We start from the raw sequence: 22664 nt of genomic DNA, 5'->3' as shown, positions 1-22664 counted from the left end.
CTCCTCACCCCCTGCTGTTCTCTAAGGTCTTCAACCCATTTTTCTTTTTCACGACTTCTAACACGTGCCGGTACATTTTTCTCGTTTCCGGCTGTTTGGCGCGTTCTGTGAACATCTTGGAACTGCCCACAAGCACCAGCAATTCCTTGGCACGCGACAACGCTACGTTCAACCGCCGGTAATCTTTCGCAAAGCCGATATCGCCATGCTTGTTTTGGTTATTGCGCACCATGCTGAGTACGATGATGTCTCGCTCACTTCCCTGGAAACGGTCGACCGTCCCAGTCCGGACAGTCAGATGCGGCAGGCGCAGTTCCTGGTCGATCATGCGCTGAAGACGCTTGACCTGTTCACCGTAAAAGCTGATGACCCCGATGCTCTTCTGCTGGTCCGGATGGATTCTTCCAGCTTGCTTCGCTTCTCCAGCCGCTTCATTCAAGTCCACCAATAACGAACGGATTTCCTGAAGTTCCCCTGCATTATACAAACTTTTCCCGCCGCTCATCCGCTCTTCAAAATAAGCGGATTCATTCGGCAGGTCCAGCCACATAAGGTGATTGCTGCGTTTCACAGCGCTGGACTCCAGCAGATGATCGCGCTCCCGGTCGGAATCCGCGATGCCGCATTGCAGCTGATCCTTTTCCATTCTATAGAATGGCGCAATGGTTTCCATGATGTCTTCGTGCATCCGGTATTGGATGGCAAGCATCGTCTTGTTGGCAGCCGGCAGGTTTTTGTAGAGCCGTTCAAACAACGACTCTTCCAACAGCTTCTCAAGCTCTTTCTTTTCTTCAAAACCATTGTCTTCATCGATCATTTCCTGCAGTGTTTCTTCCAATGTATCGTTGCCAAGAAGCGGCGGCAATTGATGATGGTCCCCGACCAAAATGATTTTCTTGCCCTTCAGCATCGGCAGCAACAGTTCCGGAGGCGTAGCTTTTGATACTTCATCGATGATGACCACATCAAATTCCGGGTAGTTGTCGATGAAATCCTTGCGTGCTGAAGCGACACAGGTTGTTCCAATGACATTGGCGTGTTTGATATAGAGTTTCCGGATCTCGTCCAAATCGTGTTCGTTCGCCCCTGCCAATAAATCCAGCCATTTTTTCTGTACCGACTGCAGCAACGGCAGGTTCTTCATTTCCTGTTTGAGCGATTCTTTGGTAAACGACAAACTGGCGAGTTCTTTCGCTGCCTGTTCAAATTGCCGTTCCACGTCGGAAGACAGGATGCCGCGTAAGGCAATCAGCTCTTGTTCGCGGTCCGCGACCGCCGCTTCCACTTTCATGATTTCATTGTCGATAGCAGCGATTCTCGCTTCCGTTTGTTCAAGATCTGCAGTCTTTTGGATGCGTTCAGCTTGATGTTCTGCTATCCGCTGTTGTGCCTCATCAAAAGAAGCTTTCTGTTTTTCCAGTTCGGCAAGCTCTGTTTTAAGCCCGCGGATCGCCGCTTCGATATCGTCCGGAAGCTCTGCCGCATCGGGCATTTCCCGGTAGCGCTGTTCAAGCGGAGCCATCTCTTCTTCGTGTTTCTCCTGCTTTTCGAGCCATTTCTCGTCCCACAACCGGTATTGCTTCTGCTGCTTGACGAGCTGTTCACACAAAACCCGCTTCAAATCCTGGAAAGCCCGCTTCGATTCTGCTGCATAGACATCCAAGGATTTAAGCTTGGCGCCTCTGCTCCACAGATTGTTTTGCCGTCTGTACAGACCAGCAAGCGCTTTTTTCAGCACTGCCGCATCCGTCCGCTGCGCGCTTTTCAACAGCGTGCGGAGCTTCTCCAAATACTCGTCGATTTCTGCAGAGGTATAGGCACCATTCTGTGTTAGCGCCTGCTGCTTGAAATCGGCGAAGGAAATGCCGGTGGGCGCCAATAATTTCTCAAGATAGGAAATCGCAGCCGTGACGAGTTCGTTGTATTGATTGAGCTTGCCCCATTCCTCCATGTTTTCGCGGTTCGCTTCCAGCCGGTTGATCAAATAAGTCAAAGAAGGAACTTCCTCGACCCGCTGCTCTTTGATCACTTGAAGCAAGCCGTCGATTTTCTTGATGCTGTCCATGTTTTGGACGGCCTTTTCTTTCTGTTCAATGATGTCCGCCATTTGATCGCGTCTTTCCGTAATCACAGCGAGTTCCTGTCTTTTTACCGACAGGTCCTGCTGAAGCCGGTTCAAACCGAGTGCGCGCTGAAGCATGTTGAGGCGCTGCTGGATAGGCTGCTGCTGTTGCTGGAACCAATCACCGGTTCCTTTGCTGTCAATAAAGGTGGAATCCTCGTCGATCAGATCCGCAAGTTTCTGCAGCTGCTGTTTCGTTTCCTGGCTTTCAGTTCTAGCCTTATCTTTCTCGAGTTCGCATGTCGCCAATTTCATCTGCTCTTTTTCAAGCAGCTTTTGAATGACTTGCTGCTTGCTCTGCGCTGCTTTTTTCTCTTCAACGGCTGTTTCTAAGCGTTCATAGACCGGCTGCAGTTTTAAAGTAGCCTGTTCATTGGCTAGGATTTCGTTCTTCAATTCCGGTTCTCGTTTTTCACGCATTTCGTATTGCTCGGTGATTTCTGCCAGCGTATGGTCTTTCCAGTACTGCCCGACATTTTCTTCGATGAATTTCTTGCCTTCTTCTTCGATGCTTTCGGTGCGGCCGACACGCAAAATCCGAATGTCTTTATTGGCAAGCAGACGGCCGAGTGCGTTATCGACTGCCAGATTCGATTGTGACGCAACCAGCGTCCGTAAGCCTTTCCGGGCATTCTGCAGGCAAATTTCGGAGATGACCGTGGTTTTCCCTGTTCCCGGCGGTCCCTGGATGACATACAGATCCTCAGCGGCCATTGCCCCTGAAACCGCTTTTTGCTGGAATTCGTTCAACCGGTTATGGAAGGATAATTTTTCTAAAGGCTGGAGCGGCTTGACCGGTGGTTTTTCCTCGAACAGGATCCGGTCCAGGTTCGGATTGACCGCAAGCCCTTTTTCCAGATTAGCGAAGCCCTTGCGCAGCCGCCTGATTTGGCTCAAGGCCGCAAAATTGCTGAAGACCACTTCTTTCTTATCAAGTGACAGCCCTTTTTCACGGAGCTGTTTGATGATATAACTTTGAAGTTCCACTTCCACCGTGCGGTTCGTGGCTTTGATGACTGTCCCGATGTCGCCCTGGATTCCAGTGAGCCGTACGGTCAGGTTTTTCAATGACTTCCATTCTGAGTCTTTCAGTTGGCATCCCTTCAACGTGATGCGGCTGAAATCATGGCTAAACGATAGATTGGAATAACCCGTCTTGATGTCCGGGATGTCCATACCGCGTTCCTGGATCTTCAAATAGCCTTCCCAGCTGCCGATCCGCTTTTTGACATAATCCGAACTGTCCTTGGCTGGCGTCATCCGGTTGACGAGGTTGATCAACGAAACCGGAGCGGGATCACGGGAGCGGTCAAATACCATGTATTCCTCGCGCTGCCAATTGGTTCCGAGCGCCTGATAGGATTTCCGGAGTGTCAGATTGGTGATCAGCAAATTGTGATTCGTGAAGACGCCGTGCAGGACAATCGCCCCTTGCAGGTCTTTTCCTGCCAGCCGGACGTTCTCCGCGCTGTCCAAGATCAACGCAACCGAAAGCTCGCCATCCGCGTTGGACGGATAGCGTTCGATAAATACCTTGAATGCTTTGTCCGCAACAAAAAACGAGCGTTCGCTGATTCCGAACCCTCCCATTTTTTCCATAGCCGTCTTGGTCAACCGTATTGAAGTTCTGATTGTTGCTGTTTGTGCTTTAACCATCTAATCACCTGTTCTTTTAAAGCTGAAGAAATTTCAAACCGGTTCATTCCACCTGATCTGTTTTCATCTAATCATATCATCTATTGATGGAAATTAGCTTTAAAAGTTGTGAATTTCTACGAATATATGTTCGTTTTTAATAAAGTGAATTGACGAGCATCGGTTTTAAGAAATCGTTGCAGATGGACGCTTGCTTATCAGTAGTCAAGAATCTTTTTCATCGACCTTTCGTGAGGACAGAAGAACCAATGGCTGCTTTCCGTTTCGGCGCTCGCTTTCCGCGGGCTCGGCTTCTGCCGCTTCCTTCGCGTTGCTATCACAGATATCCAAAAAGATTTTTCATGATTGATAATAACGAGATATATAATGATTTTGGGATACTTCCAGCAATGAAGTAAACTTCTCTTTATTATTTGTTAAAGTTCCGAAAGATTTCGTATGGACTCCTAATCACTAACTACTATAATTCGATGGAATCAACGGATTTCAGTGAAAGAAAAATCTTAATGGATGCTTGAGTGTATATAAGCCTACTGGTTTTGAAAGTATTCCATTAAATCTTCACTTGCTTCTCGGCTTTCTTCGGACAAGTGATGTTCAACTACTATCTTCCGATTAGCTCCCCAAATCATAAATCGGTGACTTCACAGAGCGTTTGTTGCGATTCGCGTTTTAACTCCATAAGATGAGAAGTCTGCGGAGGGGAAACAATGGATACTCGTAAAGTGGGAGAATTAATATATCATTTGCGGAAAGGAAAAGAACTGACGCAGAAACAAATAGTGGTTCAGCTGAATCTGCCGGATCGAACATTTTCAAAATGGGAACGCGGGCATAGCTGTTCGGACGTCGCCCTACTGTCCAGCTTATCTGCGGTATTCAAAGTCAATATCGAAATATTCTCGATGGTGAATTGCCATCGAATGAATTTATAGGAGGAAATATGAAAAAAACAAATTATTTCGTCTGTCCATCATGCACCAATATTGTCCTTACAACCGGAGATGTTACGCTGTCGTGCTGCAGCAGAAATCTGGAGGCGCTGGAAGCGAAGAAAGCAACAACCGAGGAAAACTGACCTTGACTGAAAGCGATCAGAAATGGTTCATCTCAAGCGACCATCCGATGACAAAAGACCATTACATCTGGTTCCTCTCTTTTGCGACGGGCTATCAGGTCCAGCTGTTCAAACCGTTTCCTGAATAGGGCATTCAAACCCGTATCCCGAAACGCAAACATGGGAAGTTGCTGTGGTATGACACGCAGTTCGGGTTATATTACCAGCTCGTGTGACCCAGCGAATAAATAGAACACTTATCCATAGTGAATGACAGGATTTTTTATAAGAATGCCCTTTTAGAAATTAACCGATTTCAAAGAGGGCATTCTACTATATTCTATTCAGGCGAAATTCACTAGTGGATATTGTTATTTTTACAGGGATAAATTAATCGAAAATATTTATTATGCCTAATGGAATATTACTATAAATTGGAATATAATAGCGGTATAAATTAGTTTTATCTTTTTAGTGCTCCAGATGAGCTCCCTACCATTCAATAGCTTCCCGATTCTTTTGTGCCCTGTCTTCATTTGTAAATAGACCATTTTCTTTCTGTTTCATTGATTGGACTCCAACACGTTTATGCTAATCAATTAACTATAAAGGAGGTTATACAAATGGCGTCACCACAAACCATCACCAATCCTCGAAGTGGCCAAAGGATAATTTTCCGAAAAACTGCAGAAGACACGAACGGAGCTTTTCTTGAAATTGAAGGCTTTAACCCACCGTCCGACGAAAAAGAACCGGAACACATTCATCCGAAACAAGAAAGTTCCGCAGAAGTACTTTCCGGATTCTTGCACTTTTCGATTGATGGCAAAATCCAGATCGTCGGTCCAGGTGAAAAAATAACAATTCCAGCAGGCGTGAGACATTTCTTTTGGAATGAAGGCCCCCTCGAAGCTCATTCCATTCAGTACTTTTACCCTGCAGGAACGATGGATCGTTTTTTGAAGTCCTATTTTGCATTAGCCAAAGCCGGAAAGCTGAACAAAAACGGATTACCCCCTCTGTTGGTGGTAGCCCGTCTCGGATTGAAGCATCAAAATGACATCCGTCTTGTCAAACCGCCATGGTTGATGCAAAAAATCCTATACTTGGCCTTGGCGCCCGCAGGAAAAATTCTAGGTGTTCCTACTGAATATGAGTAGCTGCTTTTAGACATCCAACCACTCAGTAATGTGCTCTGAGTGATTAGATGTTTTCATCTCATCATATTATCTATTGGTGGAAATAAGGTCAGAAGTTTTAAACTAAGTAGGAACATTCGTTGATTTTTCCCATTAGCGAATTACAGAAGAGAAGGATTTTTTTCTAAAGTTTTAGTGAAGAAATCCAATTTGAATATTTATTCAGATAATTAATGATAAACTGAAAGAAAACTACGAGGAGTATGCCAAATGGAGACAGATCAATTGATGCTCACCACGAAATGGCAAGGGGATTTTGTTTTCTCGGCAGTCGGGCAAGGCGGCCATACGCTGACGATGGATGCGCATAAAGGAGTCGGCAACGAACAAGGCCTTTTGCCGATGCAGGCGTTGCTTGGCTCACTTGCAGGATGTGTCGGTATGGACGTCGTCATGATTTTGCGGTCGAAGATGGAAGAGATTCGTTCTCTCGAGATCATCACCGAAGGAGAAAAACGGCGCAACCCACCTAAAGAGTTTCTGTCCATTGTAGTGACTTTCCATATTGAAGGCGATATTGCCGCAGAAAAAGTGCTGCATGCCATTGAAGTGAGTGGAGAAAAATATTGTCCCGTCGCCCACTCACTCAAAGCGGATGTCCGCTACCGGCTCATGCTGAATGGTGAAGAAGTCGCCGCTGACTAGCGGCGTTTTTTTATGGCATGGATCAGACTAATTAAGCCCAAGTATCCGGCATAATTTCTAACCCAGATTGGGTATACTATACCAAATGAAATTCAGGAGGTTGTTGAACATGGCGCATCCACCCAGCAACAGAATCGATTCTGCTTCAAGAGTGATTGCAGCAACACCGAAAGCCATCTATCAGGCATTTATGGATCCTGAAGCTTTGCGTTCCTGGCTCCCACCTAAAGGAATGTCCGCTCATCTCGATGTGTTCGATCCTCGTGAAGGCGGAGCTTATAAGCTGGCGCTGACGTACGAAACTGATCATTCAAATCCCGGCAAAACCTCGGACCATACCGACGTCTCCCAAGGGAGATTTCTGGAACTGGTTCCCGACGCGAAAATCGTGTTGGCCGGCCAGTTTGATTCTGAAGATCCAGCGTTTGCCGGCGAGATGATCCAAACCTGGTATTTGGAAGCTGTGTTGGAAGGAACAAAGGTCACCATCGTTTGTGAACATGTTCCTGAAGGAATCCGGAAAGAAGATCATGATGAGGGCCTTGGTTCCACCCTTGAAAATCTTGCTTTGTTTACTGAAAAACAGAAGGGAATTTCTTAAAAAACAGAAGGAAAATAACCGCTTCTCAAGAAATAAATAAATGACTTAAAATGAACGCAAGCAAACCCGGGGCATTTTGTTTTTAGATTCTATAGGAAAGGAGGCCACTCTCTCTTATTCAGCTTACAAATGTCCAGCAGCGACGTTCCTCCAAACGCAAGAAAGTTTACGCAAAAGCATTCAGTAAGTATGGAAGGAGCCTAAGTAAGATGGCTACAGCTTTTATTAAAATAGCGGCTGTCTATCTGTTAATCGGCATCAGTTTAGGGATCCATATGGGAGTAACTGAAAACTTCCAGTATACTCCAGTACACGCTCACGTCAATTTGCTGGGGTGGTCTACAACTGCTTTATTCGGGCTGATCTATCATGTGTTTTCTTGAGCAGGAAATGGGAAATTGGGAAAAGTTCATTTCTGGCTTCACAACATCGGAACCATCATGGTATTAACGGGAATGTACTTTTTTACAATCGGAGAGGAGGGATTCGCTTTTCCGTTCGCCTTAACAGGTGCGCTAATTGTACTTGGGGCGACGGTAGTATTTGTGGTTAATATGTTTATGAACATCAATTACGCAGAAACTTTCGAAAGAAACAAGTAGAAGAGGCGGCTACAATAAAGATCAGTTTACTATCAAAACCCTACCTCGAGTGATGTAAACAAGAAACACAAAAACACCTCCAAGATCGTTTGAAATAACAATCATCCAATGGGAGTGTTTTTGTGTAGAAAAGATTCTGATTAAGTGTATAAGTTCGACACTCGAGCTTCCCTATTTCATTGAAAATTACTGAGCAAGGTTCTTCAATTTTCAAGACTCAACGCAACCAGCTCCCCCTTAAATTTCCGACAACTCTTCCAGCAGTGCTTTGCGTTTCGGATACATGAACTTAATTTCTTTGATTGACCCTTTCGCCGCCTGAGTTCCCATGACGTCTCGGAAAGTTCGGGTCTTTCCACGACTTCTCCGCAAAATTACGCTTAAAATAATCCAAGCCGCAATTATACAAAATAGCCAGTACATAAACAGTCAGATTACTCAACTTCATGTCCATTCCTTCTTCAGTTGATGATAATTTGGGAGCAAGTGAGGTGAATGGCTGTAAATTTGTTTAGGGAGATTAATTTGGCTAATGAAAAACCACACCCGGATTGAGGGTGTGGAAATAGTTCGAGTCTAAATTCCGGTATATTCTAATAAACAATACCGTAAAACTTTTCTGCCCATACTCTAATTTTCAATTGCGGGTTTTCTATCCTTTAAATCTATACGATCTAAATTCACCCTAGATCATTCTGCATCTTCTTTGAATACTTCTTCCAATTGCTTTTCCATATGTGCATCAGAATTTTCAGGTCCATACTTCCGCATTGAAACTTGATAAAGAATGACACCTAATATAATCCATACGATGATAATAGCCCATTCATATGGCCAAATAAGAGCAGATGGCATACCGGGGAAATACAAAATACATATGCCAATCGACATTAGTACTGCAAACCATCCGATTATGCTACCACCACGAAGATAAAAAGGCCTTTTCATCTCTGGGTTTTTCTTTCGAAGTATCAAAAATGAAGCTGCCACCATTGACCAGGCCACCACTAATGACAGTCCACCTGCATCTACTAACCAGACAAGTGCAGGTCTACCAAAGAATGGCGCTATTGTTGAAAGAACTGCTATCAATAAGATCGCTTTATATGGCGTGCGGTATTTAGGATGTAATTCACCCAATGCCTTAGGTAGCATTCCCGCCTTGGCTAAAGCGTAAATTGCTCGACTGCCGCCGATATAGAAACCGATCCAGCTTGTTAAAATCCCACCTACTCCTCCGAGCACCAGTATGTTCCCCATCATTCGACTATCGCCAAAAGCCTTTGCCATTGCATCTGCTGTAACTAAATTCGATTCATTAATCTCTGTTGGAGAAAGCACACGTGAAACACCAAATATAATTGCTATATACCATATGACTGCAAGAAATACGGAAAAGATTAATAATTGACCGATTCTCTTCCTCGGCAGGTTAATCTCTTCCGCCGCTTGCGGAATAACATCGAATCCTACAAACATGAACGGTGTCATGATTAATACTGTTAAAATCCCAACGGTACCTTTTTCGAAAAACGGTTGCATATTCCCAACATTTCCGGCTATTGAGCTACCGGTGATCAGCAAGATTCCAGCTATGATAATCAGTAAAGTAAGAAGAAAAGTAACAAAACTTGCCAGCTTTATTCCACGGAAGTTAATCCAGGAAATTATAACAGAACCTAGTACACCGACTGCCACCCACGTGAAGTTGACATCCCATCCTGCAACAGTGTACATATATCCTGTGCTGTAATTTGGCACTAAAAATTCAAAAACAGTAGGTAGAGCTACCGCTTCAAAAGCTACTACCGAAATATAACCCAGTACGATTGCCCAAGTCGCTATAAATGAAGGAACCCTTCCCATCGCCTTGTAAGTATAAAAAAGTTCACCGCCTGCTATTGGGATAGCAGAGGCAAGTTCTGCATAAGTAAGGCCTACAAATACAACGAGCATTCCCCCTATCAGAAAAGCTATGATTGCCCCTGCGGATCCCGCTTCTGTTATCCAAATTCCAGCGGTTACAACCCACCCCCAGCCAATCATTGCACCGAAAGCTAGAGCTAAAACGTCCCGGTTCCCTAATACTTTTAAAAGCTTCTGATCTTCCATTTACCCTCCTCCTTTATATTGTGGATTCTGACAAGTCTTTTAACTCTTTAGCAACTGTCGAGATAGCGTCATGCAGTTTCTCCAGAAGCTCTTTAATTTGCTCACTAGTGATGATTAAAGGAGGTGAAAAGCAGATAATATTGGTTCCTTCATAAGTCACTGCACGGCAAATCACTCCACGCTCATGCAACGCTTCGATCACGCGTACTGCTACTTTTAAATCCGGAGAAAAACGTTTATTCGTTTCAGGATCTTCAACGAGTTCCACTGCCCCCAAAAGGCCGAGCGCCCGAACATCTCCTACTATGTTGATTTTAGATTTTATCTCCCTAAATCCCTCCAGCAAAAGTTCTCCCATCTCTCGCGCATTATTAACTAATTGTTCACGTTCAATTATTTCAATGTTCTTTAATGCTACTGCTGCTCCTGTCGGATGTCCGCTATAGGTGAACCCATGGAACAAGGTCCCTTCCGACTTTTCCTTTAACACATCATGAATTTCATCAGACACAATGACGCCTCCTAGAGGAAAATAACCGCTCGTCACTCCTTTCGCAAATGTCATCATATCCGGAACTACTCCTGAATGCTCCAATCCGAACATTGTTCCAGTCCGGCCAAATCCAGTGATTACTTCATCAGCGATAAAAATAATTCCGTATTCGGTACAAAGTTTCCGGATTTCTACAAAATAATCATTAGGCGGTATGAGCACTCCACCAGCACCTTGAATAGGTTCTGCTATAAATGCGGCAATCGACTCTGCTCCCTCCGCATCAATCACTTCCCGAATCGACTTGATCGAGCCTTCTGTCCCTTCCCAATAAGGAGTCGCTGCATGGAGGAACCCACCTTGCAATTGCCCCGCCATTTTCCAAAACTCAGGAATACCGGTTGCACTCGTTGCACCAGCTGCGACTCCGTGATATCCCCGTTTTAGAGATATAATTTTATTGCGATTAGGTTTGTTTTGTATTCTCCAATAATGGCGCACTAGTTTAAATGCAGAATCATTCGATTCCGAACCACCAGATGTGAAAAATGTCGCGTTCAGCCCGACCGGTGCTAATTCAGCGATTTTTTTGGCTAATCTAATAACTGGTTCATGGCTAAAAGTTGAGAAGGCTGAACTGTAAGCCAATTGATCCATCTGTAGTTTCGCAGCATCCCCTATCTCCTTTCTGCCATGTCCGATATTCACATTCCATAAAGAAGACATTGCATCGATATATCTTTTCCCATTCACATCTGTTAAATAAATACCTTCACCTTTTTCAAAAATTACTTTTGGTCCATTTTTCTGCTGCTCTTTAATCGATGATGTTGGATGAATAAAGTGATTTCTATCCCATTCGATTAAATTGTCCATGTGAATTCCTCCCAACTTTAGTTTCACTCTAAGTTTTAAGTTTTTTCTCTTTTCACCACTACTTCTTCTTTGTATCCGAACCCGAAAGTAAGCGCTTACTTCTCAAAGGAAGTAACCTATTCATAGGCTATTATCACCCGCTCTATCACCTCTATTTTTGACATTCCTGTTCATAAGGTTAATGTGTGCAAAAACATAAGATTGTAACACGCCCCTTTCGTGACATTTAAAAAGCCAGTTCAAATTGACTACAGCAAGCTGTTAGTCAAGAATGAACTGGCTTTTATCTGTGGCGAAAACCTCCGCAGAGATTATCGGCAGACTAGGCAGTTATGGATTATGCATTTTAAAATTCATCATGCTGATCGTGCGGGACGAACGTGATTACGTTTCGGCACGATTCTTACTTTCATCCTATACTATTAAACTTTAATTGTATACAAAAAAATATAATATTCAGAAAACTAAATGGTGAGTTTTGCAACTCTCCTATTGTTTGTACAAATCCTTTAATGCAGAAATCAGTGCCCCCCTGCTTTTCCTAAGTAGTGGTTTTTTAACTTCTCTACTGGCTCCTCTATTCCATCTAGAAGGCTATGCCCTTTGAGCAATTGATGAACAAATTCTCGGCCGTGTGCCTTAGCTAAAGTACAGCTAGCTATCACAATCAATCCGTATTTTTTATCCACTTCAGCAATCAAAAACCGAGCCGCCCCACCCAGATCATCCTGGATAGAGCGGCTCGGTTCCTGTTATTGATCGACTACTGCTTTTGCATCTTGTGACTTTTTCAAAATGATTTCAAGTTCTTCCAGTGACTTGCCTTTTGTTTCGGGAATGAACTTCCAGACAAACAAGGCGGAAAGGATGCTCATCACGCCGTAGATTCCGTAAGTCATCGCGCCGCTTACTTCCATCATCGCTGGGTAAGTTGATGAAACAAAATAATTGGCTGCCCATTGGAATGCAACGGCAATCGCCAATGCCTGCCCTCTGATTTTGTTCGGGAAGATTTCAGACAGCAAGACCCAGACGACCGGACCCCACGACATCATGAACGAAGCCGTGTAGATGATGATGAAGACCAAAGTGGCGGTGCCAATCTGCTCAAAGTATGCAAGACCTGCCACACCGAACATCCCGATGGTCATCCCGATGGAACCGATGATCAATAGCGGCTTGCGGCCGACTTTGTCTACAGTGACAATCGCGATGATCGTGAAGATGACATTGACCAAGCCCATGACGATGGTTTGGAAGAGTGAAGCATCGCGCCCAGCGCCCATGCTTTCAAAGATGCGCGGTGCATAATACAGCGCTACGTTGATGCCGACAAACTGCTGGAACACCGAAAGCAGGATGCCGATGACGATAATTCCTCTACCGTAGGCAAAGAGTTTTTCCTTCTTGTCGTCGAAGGAATTTTTTATTTCATATAAAGTGGCTTTTGCCATAGTGGTATCGTACGTTTTCAGTAAAACACCCATTGCTTTGTCGTCTTTGTGCTGAGACACGAGATATCTCGGTGTTTCCGGAACGAAAAACAACAACAGGAGAAACAGAAACGCGGGAATCGTTTCAGAAGCGAACATGTATCTCCAGCCGAGATCATTGATCCATTCCAAGGTCTGGCCTCGAGCGATTCCCCAGTTGACGAAGTAGACAACCAGCATGCCGAAAATGATGGCGAATTGGTTTAAAGAAACAAGGCGGCCCCTCAATTTCGGAGGAGCGATTTCCCCGATGTACATGGGAGCGACTGCCGAAGCCAGGCCGACGCCGATTCCACCGATGATCCGGTAAAAGTTGAACGTTGCCAGCAAAGCGATAGACGGCTCACCTGGTGTGAAGAACAAAAACTCAGGATACGCAGAGCCAAGCGCGGAAACCAAAAATAAAAATGCGGCCACAATCAATGTGTATTTCCGGCCAATGCCTGCAGAAAAATATCCTGATAAAACTCCCCCGATGATACAGCCAATCAATGCACTGGATACCGTCAACCCGTGGATAAAGGAACTGAGCCCCAGGCTATCGGTGAAATAGGCCTGCAGCGAGCTTTCTGCACCAGAGATAACGGCCGTGTCATAACCGAACAAAAGACCTCCCAGTGTTGCTACTAAGGTAATACCAATGATGTACAAAAGCTTAGAATTCTTCATTTGGCTAGCAAGAGCAGCATCACTTCCTGCTCTCTCCTCCTCTCAATCTGTAAGCGTTATCAGTATTGTAGCAATACTCCAATACTTAGTGCAATGATTAAACTAAGTTTTCTTTAAATTTTTATTATTTTGGAATAAATTTTTCTGAGATCTCGTTAGCCCGCTCAGTTTTTACAGCTTTTATGTCAGCGATGTAATATCCGCAACTGATCATGAAGCTCCTAGTTTAACGCGGATGCTTACAGGTAATAGGGAAACAAAGGCTGTTTCTGCGAAACAGGGCAGCCGGAAGCTGGGGGGCTTCGCATGCCGAAAACAAAATGGTTTTTGTTCCTGTACAGCGTTGTTCTTATTCTGATCATTCTGTATCTGGCTGCCCGTATGCCGTTTCTTCTTTATCCGTTCCGTGTCATTTTTTCGACTATCGCTCCAACTGTCATCGTTGGGGGCATCCTCTATTATATTTTCCGTCCGCTCGTCGGGTTGCTGGAAAAGCGGATGGGCCGTGTAACGGCTATCCTGTCGATTTTCTTTTTCTTCACCCTTGCCGTCTTCCTTCTTGGCAGTTGGCTTGGCCCTTTATTGTTAAGCCAAGTCATGACTTTAATCGATAATTTCCCCTTCATTGTCGGGCGTGTACAAAGCTGGATCAATTGGGCGCTGCAAAGTGACTGGTGGCAATATATTGAAGAACAAAGCGTCATGCCGGCGCTTCAGCCATCCACATTGACCGAGAATTTCTCTACTACCTTTTCTGATCTCGGATCTGGAATCCTTAGCTTTCTCGCCAGCTTTATCAGCATATTAGCCAAACTGGTCATCGTCCCCTTCATCTTGTTTTTCCTGTTGAAAGACGGTGAGCGTCTGCCAGACCGTTTCCTCAAGATCCTTCCTCAGGATTCACGTGACGAAGGGCGGAAAATTCTCCAGGATATGGACGAAAACTTAAGCGCCTATATTCAGGGACAAGCGATTGTCAGCTTGTTTGTCGGTGTGCTTAGTTTGATTGCTTATATGCTGCTCGGCTTGGAATATGCCGTCATCCTTGCCCTTGTTTCCATGTTCACTAACCTGATTCCGTTTCTCGGACCGTTCATCGGTGCGATACCGGTATTGATCGTGGCTTTTTTCCAGGAGCCGCTGCTCGCCTTCTGGACGGCCGTCGCCATCTTGGTCATCCAGCAATTGGAGAGCAATCTCATATCTCCGAATGTCATGGGTCATAAACTTGAAGTGCATCCCGTCACCATCATTTTCCTTCTCTATATCGGAGGAAGTTTTGCCGGAATCATCGGGATGATCCTCGTCATTCCTGTCTATGCGGTCGGCAAAGCCATCGTACAGAATCTATACCGCCTCATCCGGTTGAAGTACCCGGCGCTCCGTTGAAAACCAGACTGCTTGTTTATATGTGTTTGTTCAACACAAAAAAGCTCTCTTTGAAATCCATTGATTTCAAAGAGAGCCTTTTTTAGTTATCCTTTGCTCGCCTGATCGCGCTTCACGATCTTATCGCTCACCTGCTGGCCGCTGAGCGTCACCATCGGCATGCCGCCGCCAGGATTGACGGTCCCTCCGACGAAATAAAGATTGTCGTAGAGTTCGCTTTGTTTTTTATGCTTGAAGCCGCCGTTCCTCTTTTTATCGGAAACGGTTCCGTAGATGGCTCCGCGGTCCGAGCCATAGGTGCGTTCAATATCATGCGGTGTCCAGACGTCGCGTGTCACAATATTTTCGCGCAATCCGTGCAAGCCCATGCGTTCCAGCTTGTCGAGCACGACTTCTTCAAACTCCCGGTATTCTTCGGGTGTAAACGGCTTGTCCTGAATATAAGGAATATGCGGCAAGATCTTGATATTCTCATGCCCAGGTGGTGCCTGCGTCGGATCGGTTTTATTGACATTGACCAGATAAATCGTCGGATCGTCCGGCAGCTCGTGCTTTTCGAACACTTTGTCCATCTGTTCACGCAAGTTCTCCGAAAAGAAGAAGTTATGGTGATTCAGCAACGGATAGGTTTTCTTGACACCCAGATGAAGGACGAGACCCGAACTTGAAGGCTCATACTTCTCCACGAGTTTCGTGACAAACTTCTCATCCGCGTCCACCATTTTCTTGTAGAACGGGATAACTTCCATATTCGATACATAATAGTCGGCGGTCTTGAACGATCCATCTTCCAGTTCAATGCCCGCGATCTGCTTATCCTGATTGGTATGCGCCCGCACCACGCCCATACCCGTATGAATTTGAACACTTTCTTCTTGCGCCAGCTTCTCCAATCCTTCCGCCAATTTATGCGTCCCGCCCTGCACGTACCAACAGCCTTGCGCATGCTGCATGTAGATCATCATATTGAGGACTGCAGGTGCGCTATAAGGAGAAGAACCGACGTACTTGACGTAATAAGACAGCATATCCCGCAGATGCGGATTGCTGATGCGTTTTGAAATCGCGCTGTACATCGTCGAAGTCAAATCGAATCCGATCAAGGTCGCAAGGATCCCATTTTGCGCAACCGCTTCTTTCGGCGACTCAAAGCCTTCTTTCAAATAGCTTCGTTCAGTCGTCTTGTAAATCCGCTGCGCGTATTTCAATAAAGAGAAATACTCTTTCATATCCCCGTGGGACAACGCAGGATTCGCCCGCTCCATCAAATAGAGGTCATGGTACAGATCCAACACCGTACCGTCTGGAAAGAACGAACGCCATTCCAGATCAAGTCGCTTAAGCGAAATGTAATCCGCCATCCGCTTGCCGCTTCCCTGGAACAATTTATCGAAAATATGCGGCATCGTTAAAATCGACGGGCCCAAGTCGAAACCGAAACCATCCTGCTCGAGACGATTCACTTTTCCGCCGATGTGACCATTCTTTTCATATAAAGAAACCGCGTACCCTTTTTGCGCAAGGGAAATAGCCGCGGATAACCCACCGAGTCCTCCCCCGATCACGATTACGGATTTTTTAGGATTCACCATGTATGTACCGCCTTTCTTCTCCAAAGTGATTTTTCATGATGTATGCAAAAAGCACCAAAAGATCTGCATCCCATTTATAATTCCCTAGCCAACCGCTTTAAAAACTTTTTTTATATAGTTTTTGTATAATTTTTATACATACTTTATTATAGAAGCAGAATTGTCTGAATGTCCACATTGAAAGACTTGATTTGGCAATGTTGATAGTACTTTTTAAAATAAAAACCACCCTTCCGGCAATCAGCATGCACTTCAATAAAATAAGCCTAAAGAAAAATTCCATACAGGAATTTTCAACCTGCCAGCGAATACTATCCAGTAGACCAATCGAACTGGAGGAATGGCGGATCATGAAAATGAAGACAAAGCTGAAATCGAAACTGTCGCGGACGTTTTCCAGCAATTTCACGAAGGCCTACCAGAAATTCACCATGAGCCATATGGAAGAAAACAAAAACTTGCCCGAGGCCTTTTTGCAACATCCCTTGTCCAAATGTAAAGTGGCCCTGGTTTCGACAGCCGGTGTTCACTTGAAATCGGACAAACCGTTTGATGTGGACAATCCTGCCGGAGATCCTTCGTTTCGGATCATCCCGTCAGATATTACAGAACAGGAGCTGACAGTCACACATATCTATTTCGATACCAAGTTCGCCAAAACCGATCCGTCCATCGTCTTCCCGCTCCAGCAGCTGAAAAAGGCAGCAGCGGACGGGAAGGTTGGAACGGTTTCCGAAATCAATATCGGACTGAACGGCGGAATCCTCGACACGGCTATCGCGGAAAAAGACTTTATCCCGAAAGTCGTGGAACTCTTCGATAACCAAGGCATTGATGCAGCGCTCCTGGTGCCTGGCTGAGGATCCTGCCATAACGTGCTTGGGCTGTATGCCCGGGCTTTAGAAGCTTCACATATCCCAACAGCCATGATCACCTTGTTTCCGGAAATCACGGACAAAGTCGGTGCTCCGCGAACACTTGAGGTGCCTTTCAAAATGGGCCGTCCGTGCGGTGAACCGTTCGATTTTGAAACGAGGAAAAGAGTACTGGACCAATTGCTCGAACTGCTCACGCTTCCATCCGGTACAAGGGCAATCTATCAGGACAAGTCATAAGGAAGAGGGAACGAGGCTTAAGTTGACGCTCCCAACAAAAAAGGCGGTGCCAACAACTCACTGAGTCGCTGGCACCGCCTTTTCTATTTATTACTGAAGAATTAATGGCCGAAAAGAGACAACAGACAAACCGTTTAACTCGAACACTTGCCTGTTGGGAGATCCAGTATTACAATCTCCTCTCTCTTATCGAACTCTTACTTCTTTTTTGGTTTCTTTCTTTTTAATCAGACCCATTCCCATTTCTCTCGCTTCCAGGTTGACCGCTTTGATCAAACTGAAAGTCATTAAAACAATAACCATGGAAAACGGAAATGCCACGATAATCATGGTATTCTGCAATGCCTGCAGACCACCTGAATAGAGAAGGACAAGCGCTGTAGTAGATAGGAAAAAGCCCCAAATCATTTTAATCCGAACGCTCGGGAAAAGTGATCCATTCGATGTCATCATTCCAAGAACGTACGTACCTGAATCAGCAGATGTAACAAAGAAAGTGACGATGATCATAATGGTCAAAATCGACAAAGCCAGACTGAATGGATACTGCTCCAGCAAGCCAAAGAGCGAAGCTTCTGTCGGTAATGAGGAAAGTGCCACAGCACCTGTGTTTTCTCCTGAAATCGCCGCAGTCCCGAATGTCGAGAACCAAATGAATCCGATAAGCGAAGGAATCAACAAGACGTAAACGACAAATTCCCGGATGGTTCTGCCTCTTGAAACCCGGGCAATGAAAATGCCGACAAACGGCGACCAGGCAATCCACCAAGACCAGTAAAAGATGGTCCAGCCATTGATCCATTCGCGGCCTTGCTCATTAAATGGAGCCAAGCGGAAACTCATATTGACGAATGTCTGGACATAAGCGCCAAGAGTGTCCGTGAACAAATTCATGATCAACAAAGTCGGCCCGAAGATCAGTACACAAATGAACAGGACAGCCGTCAATCCCATATTGGCGTTGCTTAAAATCTTGATCCCTTTGCTCAGGCCGGTTGATGCTGAAACTAAAAACAAAACCGTCAGCACAAGAACGATGACAAGCTGCATCAAGAAACTTGCTGGAACGCCAAACAGGTAGGTCAAGCCGCCGTTGATTTGGGCGGTACCGAATCCAAGGGTAGTCGCTACTCCAATAACTGTTGAAACAACCGCTATGACATCGATCGCTTTTCCGATGAATCCGTCAACGCGGTCGCCCAATAGCGGACGCAATGTCTTGCTGATTAATCCGAGCTCCCCTTTTCTGAACGTAAAGTAAGCGACGGTCAGTCCGACAATTCCATAAATAGCCCATGCGTGGATCCCCCAATGGAAAAACGTGTACCGCATGGCGTCTTTTGCTGCCTCGTCGGTTCCCGTGATCCCAGTTGGTGAACTGATTGCAAAATGGCTGAGTGGTTCAGCGGTTCCGTAAAAAATCAAGCCAATGCCGACACCGGCACTGAAAATCATCGCAACCCAGGTTGGGCGTGAAAACTCAGGCTTTTCATCCTGTTTTCCAAGTCTAATCTTACCAACCGGGCTGAATAAGAAATACGCACAAACTGCTACAAAAAACGTAACAACCAATAAATAATACCAGCCAAAATGCGTGGTGATGAACGCCTGCATATTGCCGGTCATTTTTTCCAGCGTATCTGGCATGGTGATGCCGAACAAGACAAGCACCAGCATGATCGCCACTGAACTAAAAAATACTCCTGAAACTTTTTTCATCTTAATGTATAGCTCCCGTCTAAAATTATTTGCGGCGGGTTTACTTCTATTGGACAACACATATGTACCATGCAAAACCAATACAACTTATTTTTTATGAAGCAATCGCATTTAACCCATTAAACTGTTCAGGTCTGCTAACTGACCTGTACCGTCTTCCACTTAACTAGTTGTTTTAAAACCTTTTCGAACCGGCCTATTCCTAAGCTTATTCATGCTGGGAACGAGCGGTATTTTGTCAGCCAAAACCGTCCTTTTCCGCTTCCGTGTCACTTTTTTTTCTGAGTCAACAATCAATTATACACGATTTTCATCAAAATTTCAGCTGAACTAGAAAAGTGAAGCTTCATGCACCGAATGGTTCTGACAAAAAAAGAAGGTAAAACCCCTTGTGCCTTTGGGTTTCCGTTCCTTCCTCACCGAACCAAATAAATCATTAAAAAAATTATTAGTTCCGGATATCTTGGGAAGTTGTGGTCGCCGAACTCCCCTCATACCGATTCATCCACCCGGAGCTAAAAACTATTAAAGATGTTTTCAACGGACTATAATTCAAGTAGTCAGACAATTACAGAAATGAGGAGGATATTTGTGGACAAAACAGCGGTTGAGACATTATTCGTTAATCATTTTGTAGACGGCATTTTGGATCCCGGAAAAGAAATGCTGGGACCCGTGAAAGATGGCGGAACGATTATCGCCAATACGGCTCCGGGTTGCTGGGGACCCATGATCACCCCAAGCATCAAAGGCGGCCATGAAGTGACGAAACCGGTTTATGTGGAAGGGGCAGAACCCGGAGATGCCATCGCCATCCGGATCCAATCCGTTACCGTAACTTCACAGGCCACCGCTTCCGGCAACGATAAAATGATTGAAGACCGCGCAGACGGTGACGGCTACGTAGCAGCCAAATGTCCCGAATGCGGCACAAAGAATCCCGAAACCGTCATTAAAGGCATCGGAATGGAAGCCATACGCTGTGCGAATTGCGGAGCGGACGCCACTCCGTTTGTCTTCACCAACGGCTATACCATCTTCTTTGGAGAAAAAGGCGATGTTGGCTTGACCTTGCCGCAGGAATCTGCCGAAACCATTGCTCGTGACGGACGTACATTTATGAAAACACCAGAAGCTTCTGTACAGAATCCAGTGGTCACATTTGCGCCGCACGACCTGGTCGGCACAATGGCCCGCATGCGTCCGTTCCTCGGCCAATTGGGGACGACGCCATCACGTCCGACACCGGATTCCCATAATGCGGGTGACTTTGGTTCGTTCCTGGTCGGTGCCCCCCATGATTTCAAGAGCACGCAGGAAGAATTGGAGACCCACCGGACAGACGGACATCTGGACGTCAACCGGGTGCGTGCCGGTGCTGTGCTGATTTGTCCCGTGAAAGTTGCCGGGGGCGGCGTTTACCTCGGCGATATGCACGCCATGCAAGGCGATGGGGAAATCGCTGGGCACACAGCCGACGTTTCCGGCATTGCCCATCTTCAGGTCCACGTTTTGAAAGGCTTGAATATCCAAGGGCCGATCCTGTTGCCGAATGTGGATGACCTGCCTTATACAGCGAAACCTTTCACTGCGGAAGAAAAACAATCCGCACAGCAGATCGCCGACACGTGGAACGTCACAAAAATCGAGAAGTCCTATCCCGTTTCCTTTATCGGCTCCGGACCGAATTTGAACGATGCCACGGAAAACGGTCTGGAACGTGCCGCAGATTTCTTCGGTGTGACCGTACCCGAAATCATGAACCGCTCGACCATCACCGGCGCCATTGAAATCGGCCGCCACCCGGGCGTCGTCACCGTCACTTTCCTGGCGCCTGAGCAGTATTTGAAGAAAACCGATTTGCTGGAGTTGGTAACAACCCAATACGGAGAATGAAAACAACCGCCATTCCGGAAAAGGAATGGCGGTTATCTTTGTATTGGGTTGTGCTGCTGCAGTCAACTTCCACCTAGCAGTGCGCTGATAGTGCTTGGATTGCTTGGAGTGATGGATGATTGCAGCATCCCCGATTAAAATGCTGGACGATAAGCCGTAAGCGGAATCTCTTCGTAAGCTTCCGGATCCAACTGTTCGACGGAATCGTCTGCGACCCCTTCAATGATTCCGGAAAGGCCGCGTTCAACCGATTTGACCAATTGCCCTTTTTCTTTTTGCCCCAGGCTCTGTGTCTGCCCTCTTACTTCAAACAAGACGGTGCCGCTGCCATTCAAAGCGTAGCTTCCGAGTGCTGTTCCGGGAAGGTCAAGCCCTTGCGAATAGAGTGAGATGTTGGTGAATTTCGACTCGCCGTAGGACTGAAGTTCGTTGTATGCCAACAAGTTCAATTGTCTCGAGAAATCGTAATCGTAGTTGTCGGCATACTCGGCATACTTCGCGCCTTCAGGAGTGGATGGATCCGGAACAAATTGTGCCGACAGGGAAAGCGTTACAGGATCAGCTGTGCCATCGACATAGTAAAGGCCCTGGTGGTGCAAGTCGACAAAGACGTCCACATTGCCGAACTCTTCCTGCAGCGAGGTGTAGACGTCACGGGAAGTCTGCGCTTCCGGTGTGATGAACCATCCCGGCTGGTTTGAAGCTCCTGGGAAGTCCTGTGCTTGCGGCACATACTCAAGATCCGGATTGAAATCGCGGTTCACGTCAAACCCGGGATTGGCGCCGTAATCATAGTTTTGGCTGATGCCGCGGTCCAAGTAGTTCCACGAAGGCGTTGCGCCTGCCAATTGAGGGAAGCTTTCCAGCGTCTCACTCCACGTTAGGCTGTTGCGGCGCTTATCCGCTTCCGAAGCATCGGGATTCATCATCGGCATGAAAACGACCGTCACTTCTTCACGGATAGCACGTGATTCCTTTGAATTATTGGATAAGGTTTTCAATAGATTGAGAATCGCGACCGTTCCTGTTTTTTCGTTGCCATGGATTTCACTTTGGACAAGAAGCACCTTGTCTCCCGTACCGACCCGTGCAGTATAGATATCCAAACCTTCATGAGACTGCCCGGCCACATCCAATTGAACTGTTCCTTTGCTGGTGGCTGCAATTTGCTTCAGACTTTTTTGCAGCTCCTGGTAATCGATAAATCCGGAAATGCCATTATCATGATGATGCTGCGCTGGTTTCGTTTCATTTTCCACCGCATATACCGGCATTGCCAATGCTGTACACAAACTTAATACCCCAACTGTACCCGCCCATTTTCTTTTCAAAAATCCCCACTCCTTCTGTTTTTTTACTTGTAGCTAACACGCTCTTTTGAGGGCCTTTCGATTCTCCTTTTTTCAAGTCTTTTACTTTGCTCAAAAA

20 protein-coding genes are annotated in these 22664 nt (G+C 45.9%); 12 read left to right on the top strand and 8 right to left on the bottom strand.

Going from position 1 to position 22664, the window contains the following annotated elements; all coding sequences use genetic code 11:
* Positions 1-4 precede the first annotated feature (4 nt).
* Positions 5-3778, bottom strand: a complete 3774-nt coding sequence (locus tag K8U60_RS05380) for an AAA domain-containing protein (protein WP_223635458.1) — start codon at positions 3776-3778, stop codon at positions 5-7.
* 710 nt (positions 3779-4488) lie between these two features.
* On the opposite strand from K8U60_RS05380, the gene K8U60_RS05375 reads away from it, so the two are divergent.
* The 8 genes from K8U60_RS05375 (at position 4489) to K8U60_RS05350 (ending at position 7882) form a co-directional block, all read left to right on the top strand.
* Complete coding sequence (locus K8U60_RS05375; protein ID WP_223635455.1) at positions 4489-4713, top strand: helix-turn-helix domain-containing protein; 225 nt, start codon at positions 4489-4491, stop codon at positions 4711-4713.
* An 8-nt stretch (positions 4714-4721) separates the two neighbouring features.
* Entirely contained in the window at positions 4722-4856 is a 135-nt protein-coding gene (locus K8U60_RS19025) for a hypothetical protein (RefSeq protein ID WP_263298576.1), read from the top strand.
* A 2-nt stretch (positions 4857-4858) separates the two neighbouring features.
* Positions 4859-4984 carry a hypothetical protein gene (locus K8U60_RS19020; RefSeq protein ID WP_263298575.1) on the top strand — a complete coding sequence of 42 codons (126 nt, stop codon included), beginning with the start codon at positions 4859-4861 and terminating at the stop codon, positions 4982-4984.
* A 474-nt stretch (positions 4985-5458) separates the two neighbouring features.
* Positions 5459-5995, top strand: a complete 537-nt coding sequence (locus K8U60_RS05370; protein WP_223635452.1) for a cupin domain-containing protein — start codon at positions 5459-5461, stop codon at positions 5993-5995.
* Positions 5996-6244: 249 nt separating this feature from the next.
* Complete coding sequence (locus tag K8U60_RS05365; RefSeq protein ID WP_223635449.1) at positions 6245-6679, top strand: OsmC family protein; 435 nt, start codon at positions 6245-6247, stop codon at positions 6677-6679.
* A 109-nt stretch (positions 6680-6788) separates the two neighbouring features.
* Complete coding sequence (locus K8U60_RS05360) at positions 6789-7280, top strand: SRPBCC domain-containing protein (RefSeq protein WP_223635447.1); 492 nt, start codon at positions 6789-6791, stop codon at positions 7278-7280.
* A gap of 209 nt (positions 7281-7489) precedes the next feature.
* Positions 7490-7663, top strand: a complete 174-nt coding sequence (locus K8U60_RS05355) for a hypothetical protein (RefSeq protein WP_223635445.1) — start codon at positions 7490-7492, stop codon at positions 7661-7663.
* A 15-nt stretch (positions 7664-7678) separates the two neighbouring features.
* Positions 7679-7882, top strand: coding sequence for a hypothetical protein (locus tag K8U60_RS05350; protein ID WP_223635443.1), 204 nt, complete (start codon positions 7679-7681; stop codon positions 7880-7882).
* A gap of 690 nt (positions 7883-8572) precedes the next feature.
* On the opposite strand, the gene K8U60_RS05345 is transcribed toward K8U60_RS05350, so the two are convergent.
* The 4 genes from K8U60_RS05345 to xylE all read right to left on the bottom strand — a co-directional run bounded on the left by K8U60_RS05345 (position 8573) and on the right by xylE (position 13525).
* Positions 8573-9994, bottom strand: coding sequence for an APC family permease (locus tag K8U60_RS05345; RefSeq protein ID WP_223635441.1), 1422 nt, complete (start codon positions 9992-9994; stop codon positions 8573-8575).
* Positions 9995-10007: 13 nt separating this feature from the next.
* A complete protein-coding gene (locus tag K8U60_RS05340) occupies positions 10008-11363 on the bottom strand; it encodes an aminotransferase family protein (protein ID WP_223635439.1) in 1356 nt (451 codons plus the stop codon).
* A gap of 521 nt (positions 11364-11884) precedes the next feature.
* On the bottom strand, positions 11885-12064 hold the full coding sequence (locus tag K8U60_RS05335) for a DUF3870 domain-containing protein (RefSeq protein WP_411730344.1): 180 nt from the start codon (positions 12062-12064) through the stop codon (positions 11885-11887).
* A 51-nt stretch (positions 12065-12115) separates the two neighbouring features.
* On the bottom strand, positions 12116-13525 hold the full coding sequence (gene xylE / locus K8U60_RS05330; protein WP_223635437.1) for a D-xylose transporter XylE: 1410 nt from the start codon (positions 13523-13525) through the stop codon (positions 12116-12118).
* A 306-nt stretch (positions 13526-13831) separates the two neighbouring features.
* On the opposite strand from xylE, the gene K8U60_RS05325 reads away from it, so the two are divergent.
* On the top strand, positions 13832-14914 hold the full coding sequence (locus K8U60_RS05325; protein WP_223635434.1) for an AI-2E family transporter: 1083 nt from the start codon (positions 13832-13834) through the stop codon (positions 14912-14914).
* An 86-nt stretch (positions 14915-15000) separates the two neighbouring features.
* Here K8U60_RS05325 and K8U60_RS05320 read toward each other — a convergent pair whose 3' ends face one another.
* Positions 15001-16506, bottom strand: coding sequence for a phytoene desaturase family protein (locus K8U60_RS05320; RefSeq protein WP_223635431.1), 1506 nt, complete (start codon positions 16504-16506; stop codon positions 15001-15003).
* Positions 16507-16856: 350 nt separating this feature from the next.
* Between K8U60_RS05320 and K8U60_RS05315 the strand changes: the two genes are divergently transcribed.
* Positions 16857-17366 carry a glycine/sarcosine/betaine reductase selenoprotein B family protein gene (locus K8U60_RS05315; RefSeq protein ID WP_223635429.1) on the top strand — a complete coding sequence of 170 codons (510 nt, stop codon included), beginning with the start codon at positions 16857-16859 and terminating at the stop codon, positions 17364-17366.
* Between the two features lie 15 nt (positions 17367-17381).
* Positions 17382-17621, top strand: coding sequence for a hypothetical protein (locus K8U60_RS05310; protein ID WP_223635426.1), 240 nt, complete (start codon positions 17382-17384; stop codon positions 17619-17621).
* A gap of 186 nt (positions 17622-17807) precedes the next feature.
* Here K8U60_RS05310 and K8U60_RS05305 read toward each other — a convergent pair whose 3' ends face one another.
* Positions 17808-19340, bottom strand: coding sequence for a BCCT family transporter (locus tag K8U60_RS05305; protein WP_223635423.1), 1533 nt, complete (start codon positions 19338-19340; stop codon positions 17808-17810).
* A 591-nt stretch (positions 19341-19931) separates the two neighbouring features.
* Between K8U60_RS05305 and K8U60_RS05300 the strand changes: the two genes are divergently transcribed.
* Complete coding sequence (locus K8U60_RS05300) at positions 19932-21236, top strand: acetamidase/formamidase family protein (protein ID WP_223635420.1); 1305 nt, start codon at positions 19932-19934, stop codon at positions 21234-21236.
* A gap of 134 nt (positions 21237-21370) precedes the next feature.
* Here the strand turns inward: K8U60_RS05300 and K8U60_RS05295 are convergent, their stop codons facing one another.
* Entirely contained in the window at positions 21371-22567 is a 1197-nt protein-coding gene (locus K8U60_RS05295; RefSeq protein WP_411730343.1) for a M14 family zinc carboxypeptidase, read from the bottom strand.
* Positions 22568-22664 lie beyond the last annotated feature (97 nt).

Origin of the sequence: Planococcus circulans, assembly GCF_020023385.1 — a bacterium.
In the GTDB taxonomy this organism is placed as follows: Bacteria; Bacillota; Bacilli; order Bacillales_A; family Planococcaceae; genus Planococcus.
Note: the sequence above shows the minus strand (reverse complement) of the source record. Positions and strands in the feature narration are given on the sequence as shown.

Bases quoted from the DNA above. Each gene is read 5' to 3' on its own strand.
- K8U60_RS05380 (WP_223635458.1), bottom strand. From the start codon at position 3,778: ATGGTTAAAGCACAAACAGCAACAATCAGAACTTCAATACGGTTGACC.
- K8U60_RS05375 (WP_223635455.1), top strand. From the start codon at position 4,489: ATGGATACTCGTAAAGTGGGAGAATTAATATATCATTTGCGGAAAGGA.
- K8U60_RS19025 (WP_263298576.1), top strand. From the start codon at position 4,722: ATGAAAAAAACAAATTATTTCGTCTGTCCATCATGCACCAATATTGTC.
- K8U60_RS05370 (WP_223635452.1), top strand. From the start codon at position 5,459: ATGGCGTCACCACAAACCATCACCAATCCTCGAAGTGGCCAAAGGATA.
- K8U60_RS05365 (WP_223635449.1), top strand. From the start codon at position 6,245: ATGGAGACAGATCAATTGATGCTCACCACGAAATGGCAAGGGGATTTT.
- K8U60_RS05360 (WP_223635447.1), top strand. From the start codon at position 6,789: ATGGCGCATCCACCCAGCAACAGAATCGATTCTGCTTCAAGAGTGATT.
- K8U60_RS05355 (WP_223635445.1), top strand. From the start codon at position 7,490: ATGGCTACAGCTTTTATTAAAATAGCGGCTGTCTATCTGTTAATCGGC.
- K8U60_RS05345 (WP_223635441.1), bottom strand. From the start codon at position 9,994: ATGGAAGATCAGAAGCTTTTAAAAGTATTAGGGAACCGGGACGTTTTA.
- K8U60_RS05340 (WP_223635439.1), bottom strand. From the start codon at position 11,363: ATGGACAATTTAATCGAATGGGATAGAAATCACTTTATTCATCCAACA.
- xylE (WP_223635437.1), bottom strand. From the start codon at position 13,525: ATGAAGAATTCTAAGCTTTTGTACATCATTGGTATTACCTTAGTAGCA.
- K8U60_RS05325 (WP_223635434.1), top strand. From the start codon at position 13,832: ATGCCGAAAACAAAATGGTTTTTGTTCCTGTACAGCGTTGTTCTTATT.
- K8U60_RS05320 (WP_223635431.1), bottom strand. From the start codon at position 16,506: ATGGTGAATCCTAAAAAATCCGTAATCGTGATCGGGGGAGGACTCGGT.
- K8U60_RS05315 (WP_223635429.1), top strand. From the start codon at position 16,857: ATGAAAATGAAGACAAAGCTGAAATCGAAACTGTCGCGGACGTTTTCC.
- K8U60_RS05305 (WP_223635423.1), bottom strand. From the start codon at position 19,340: ATGAAAAAAGTTTCAGGAGTATTTTTTAGTTCAGTGGCGATCATGCTG.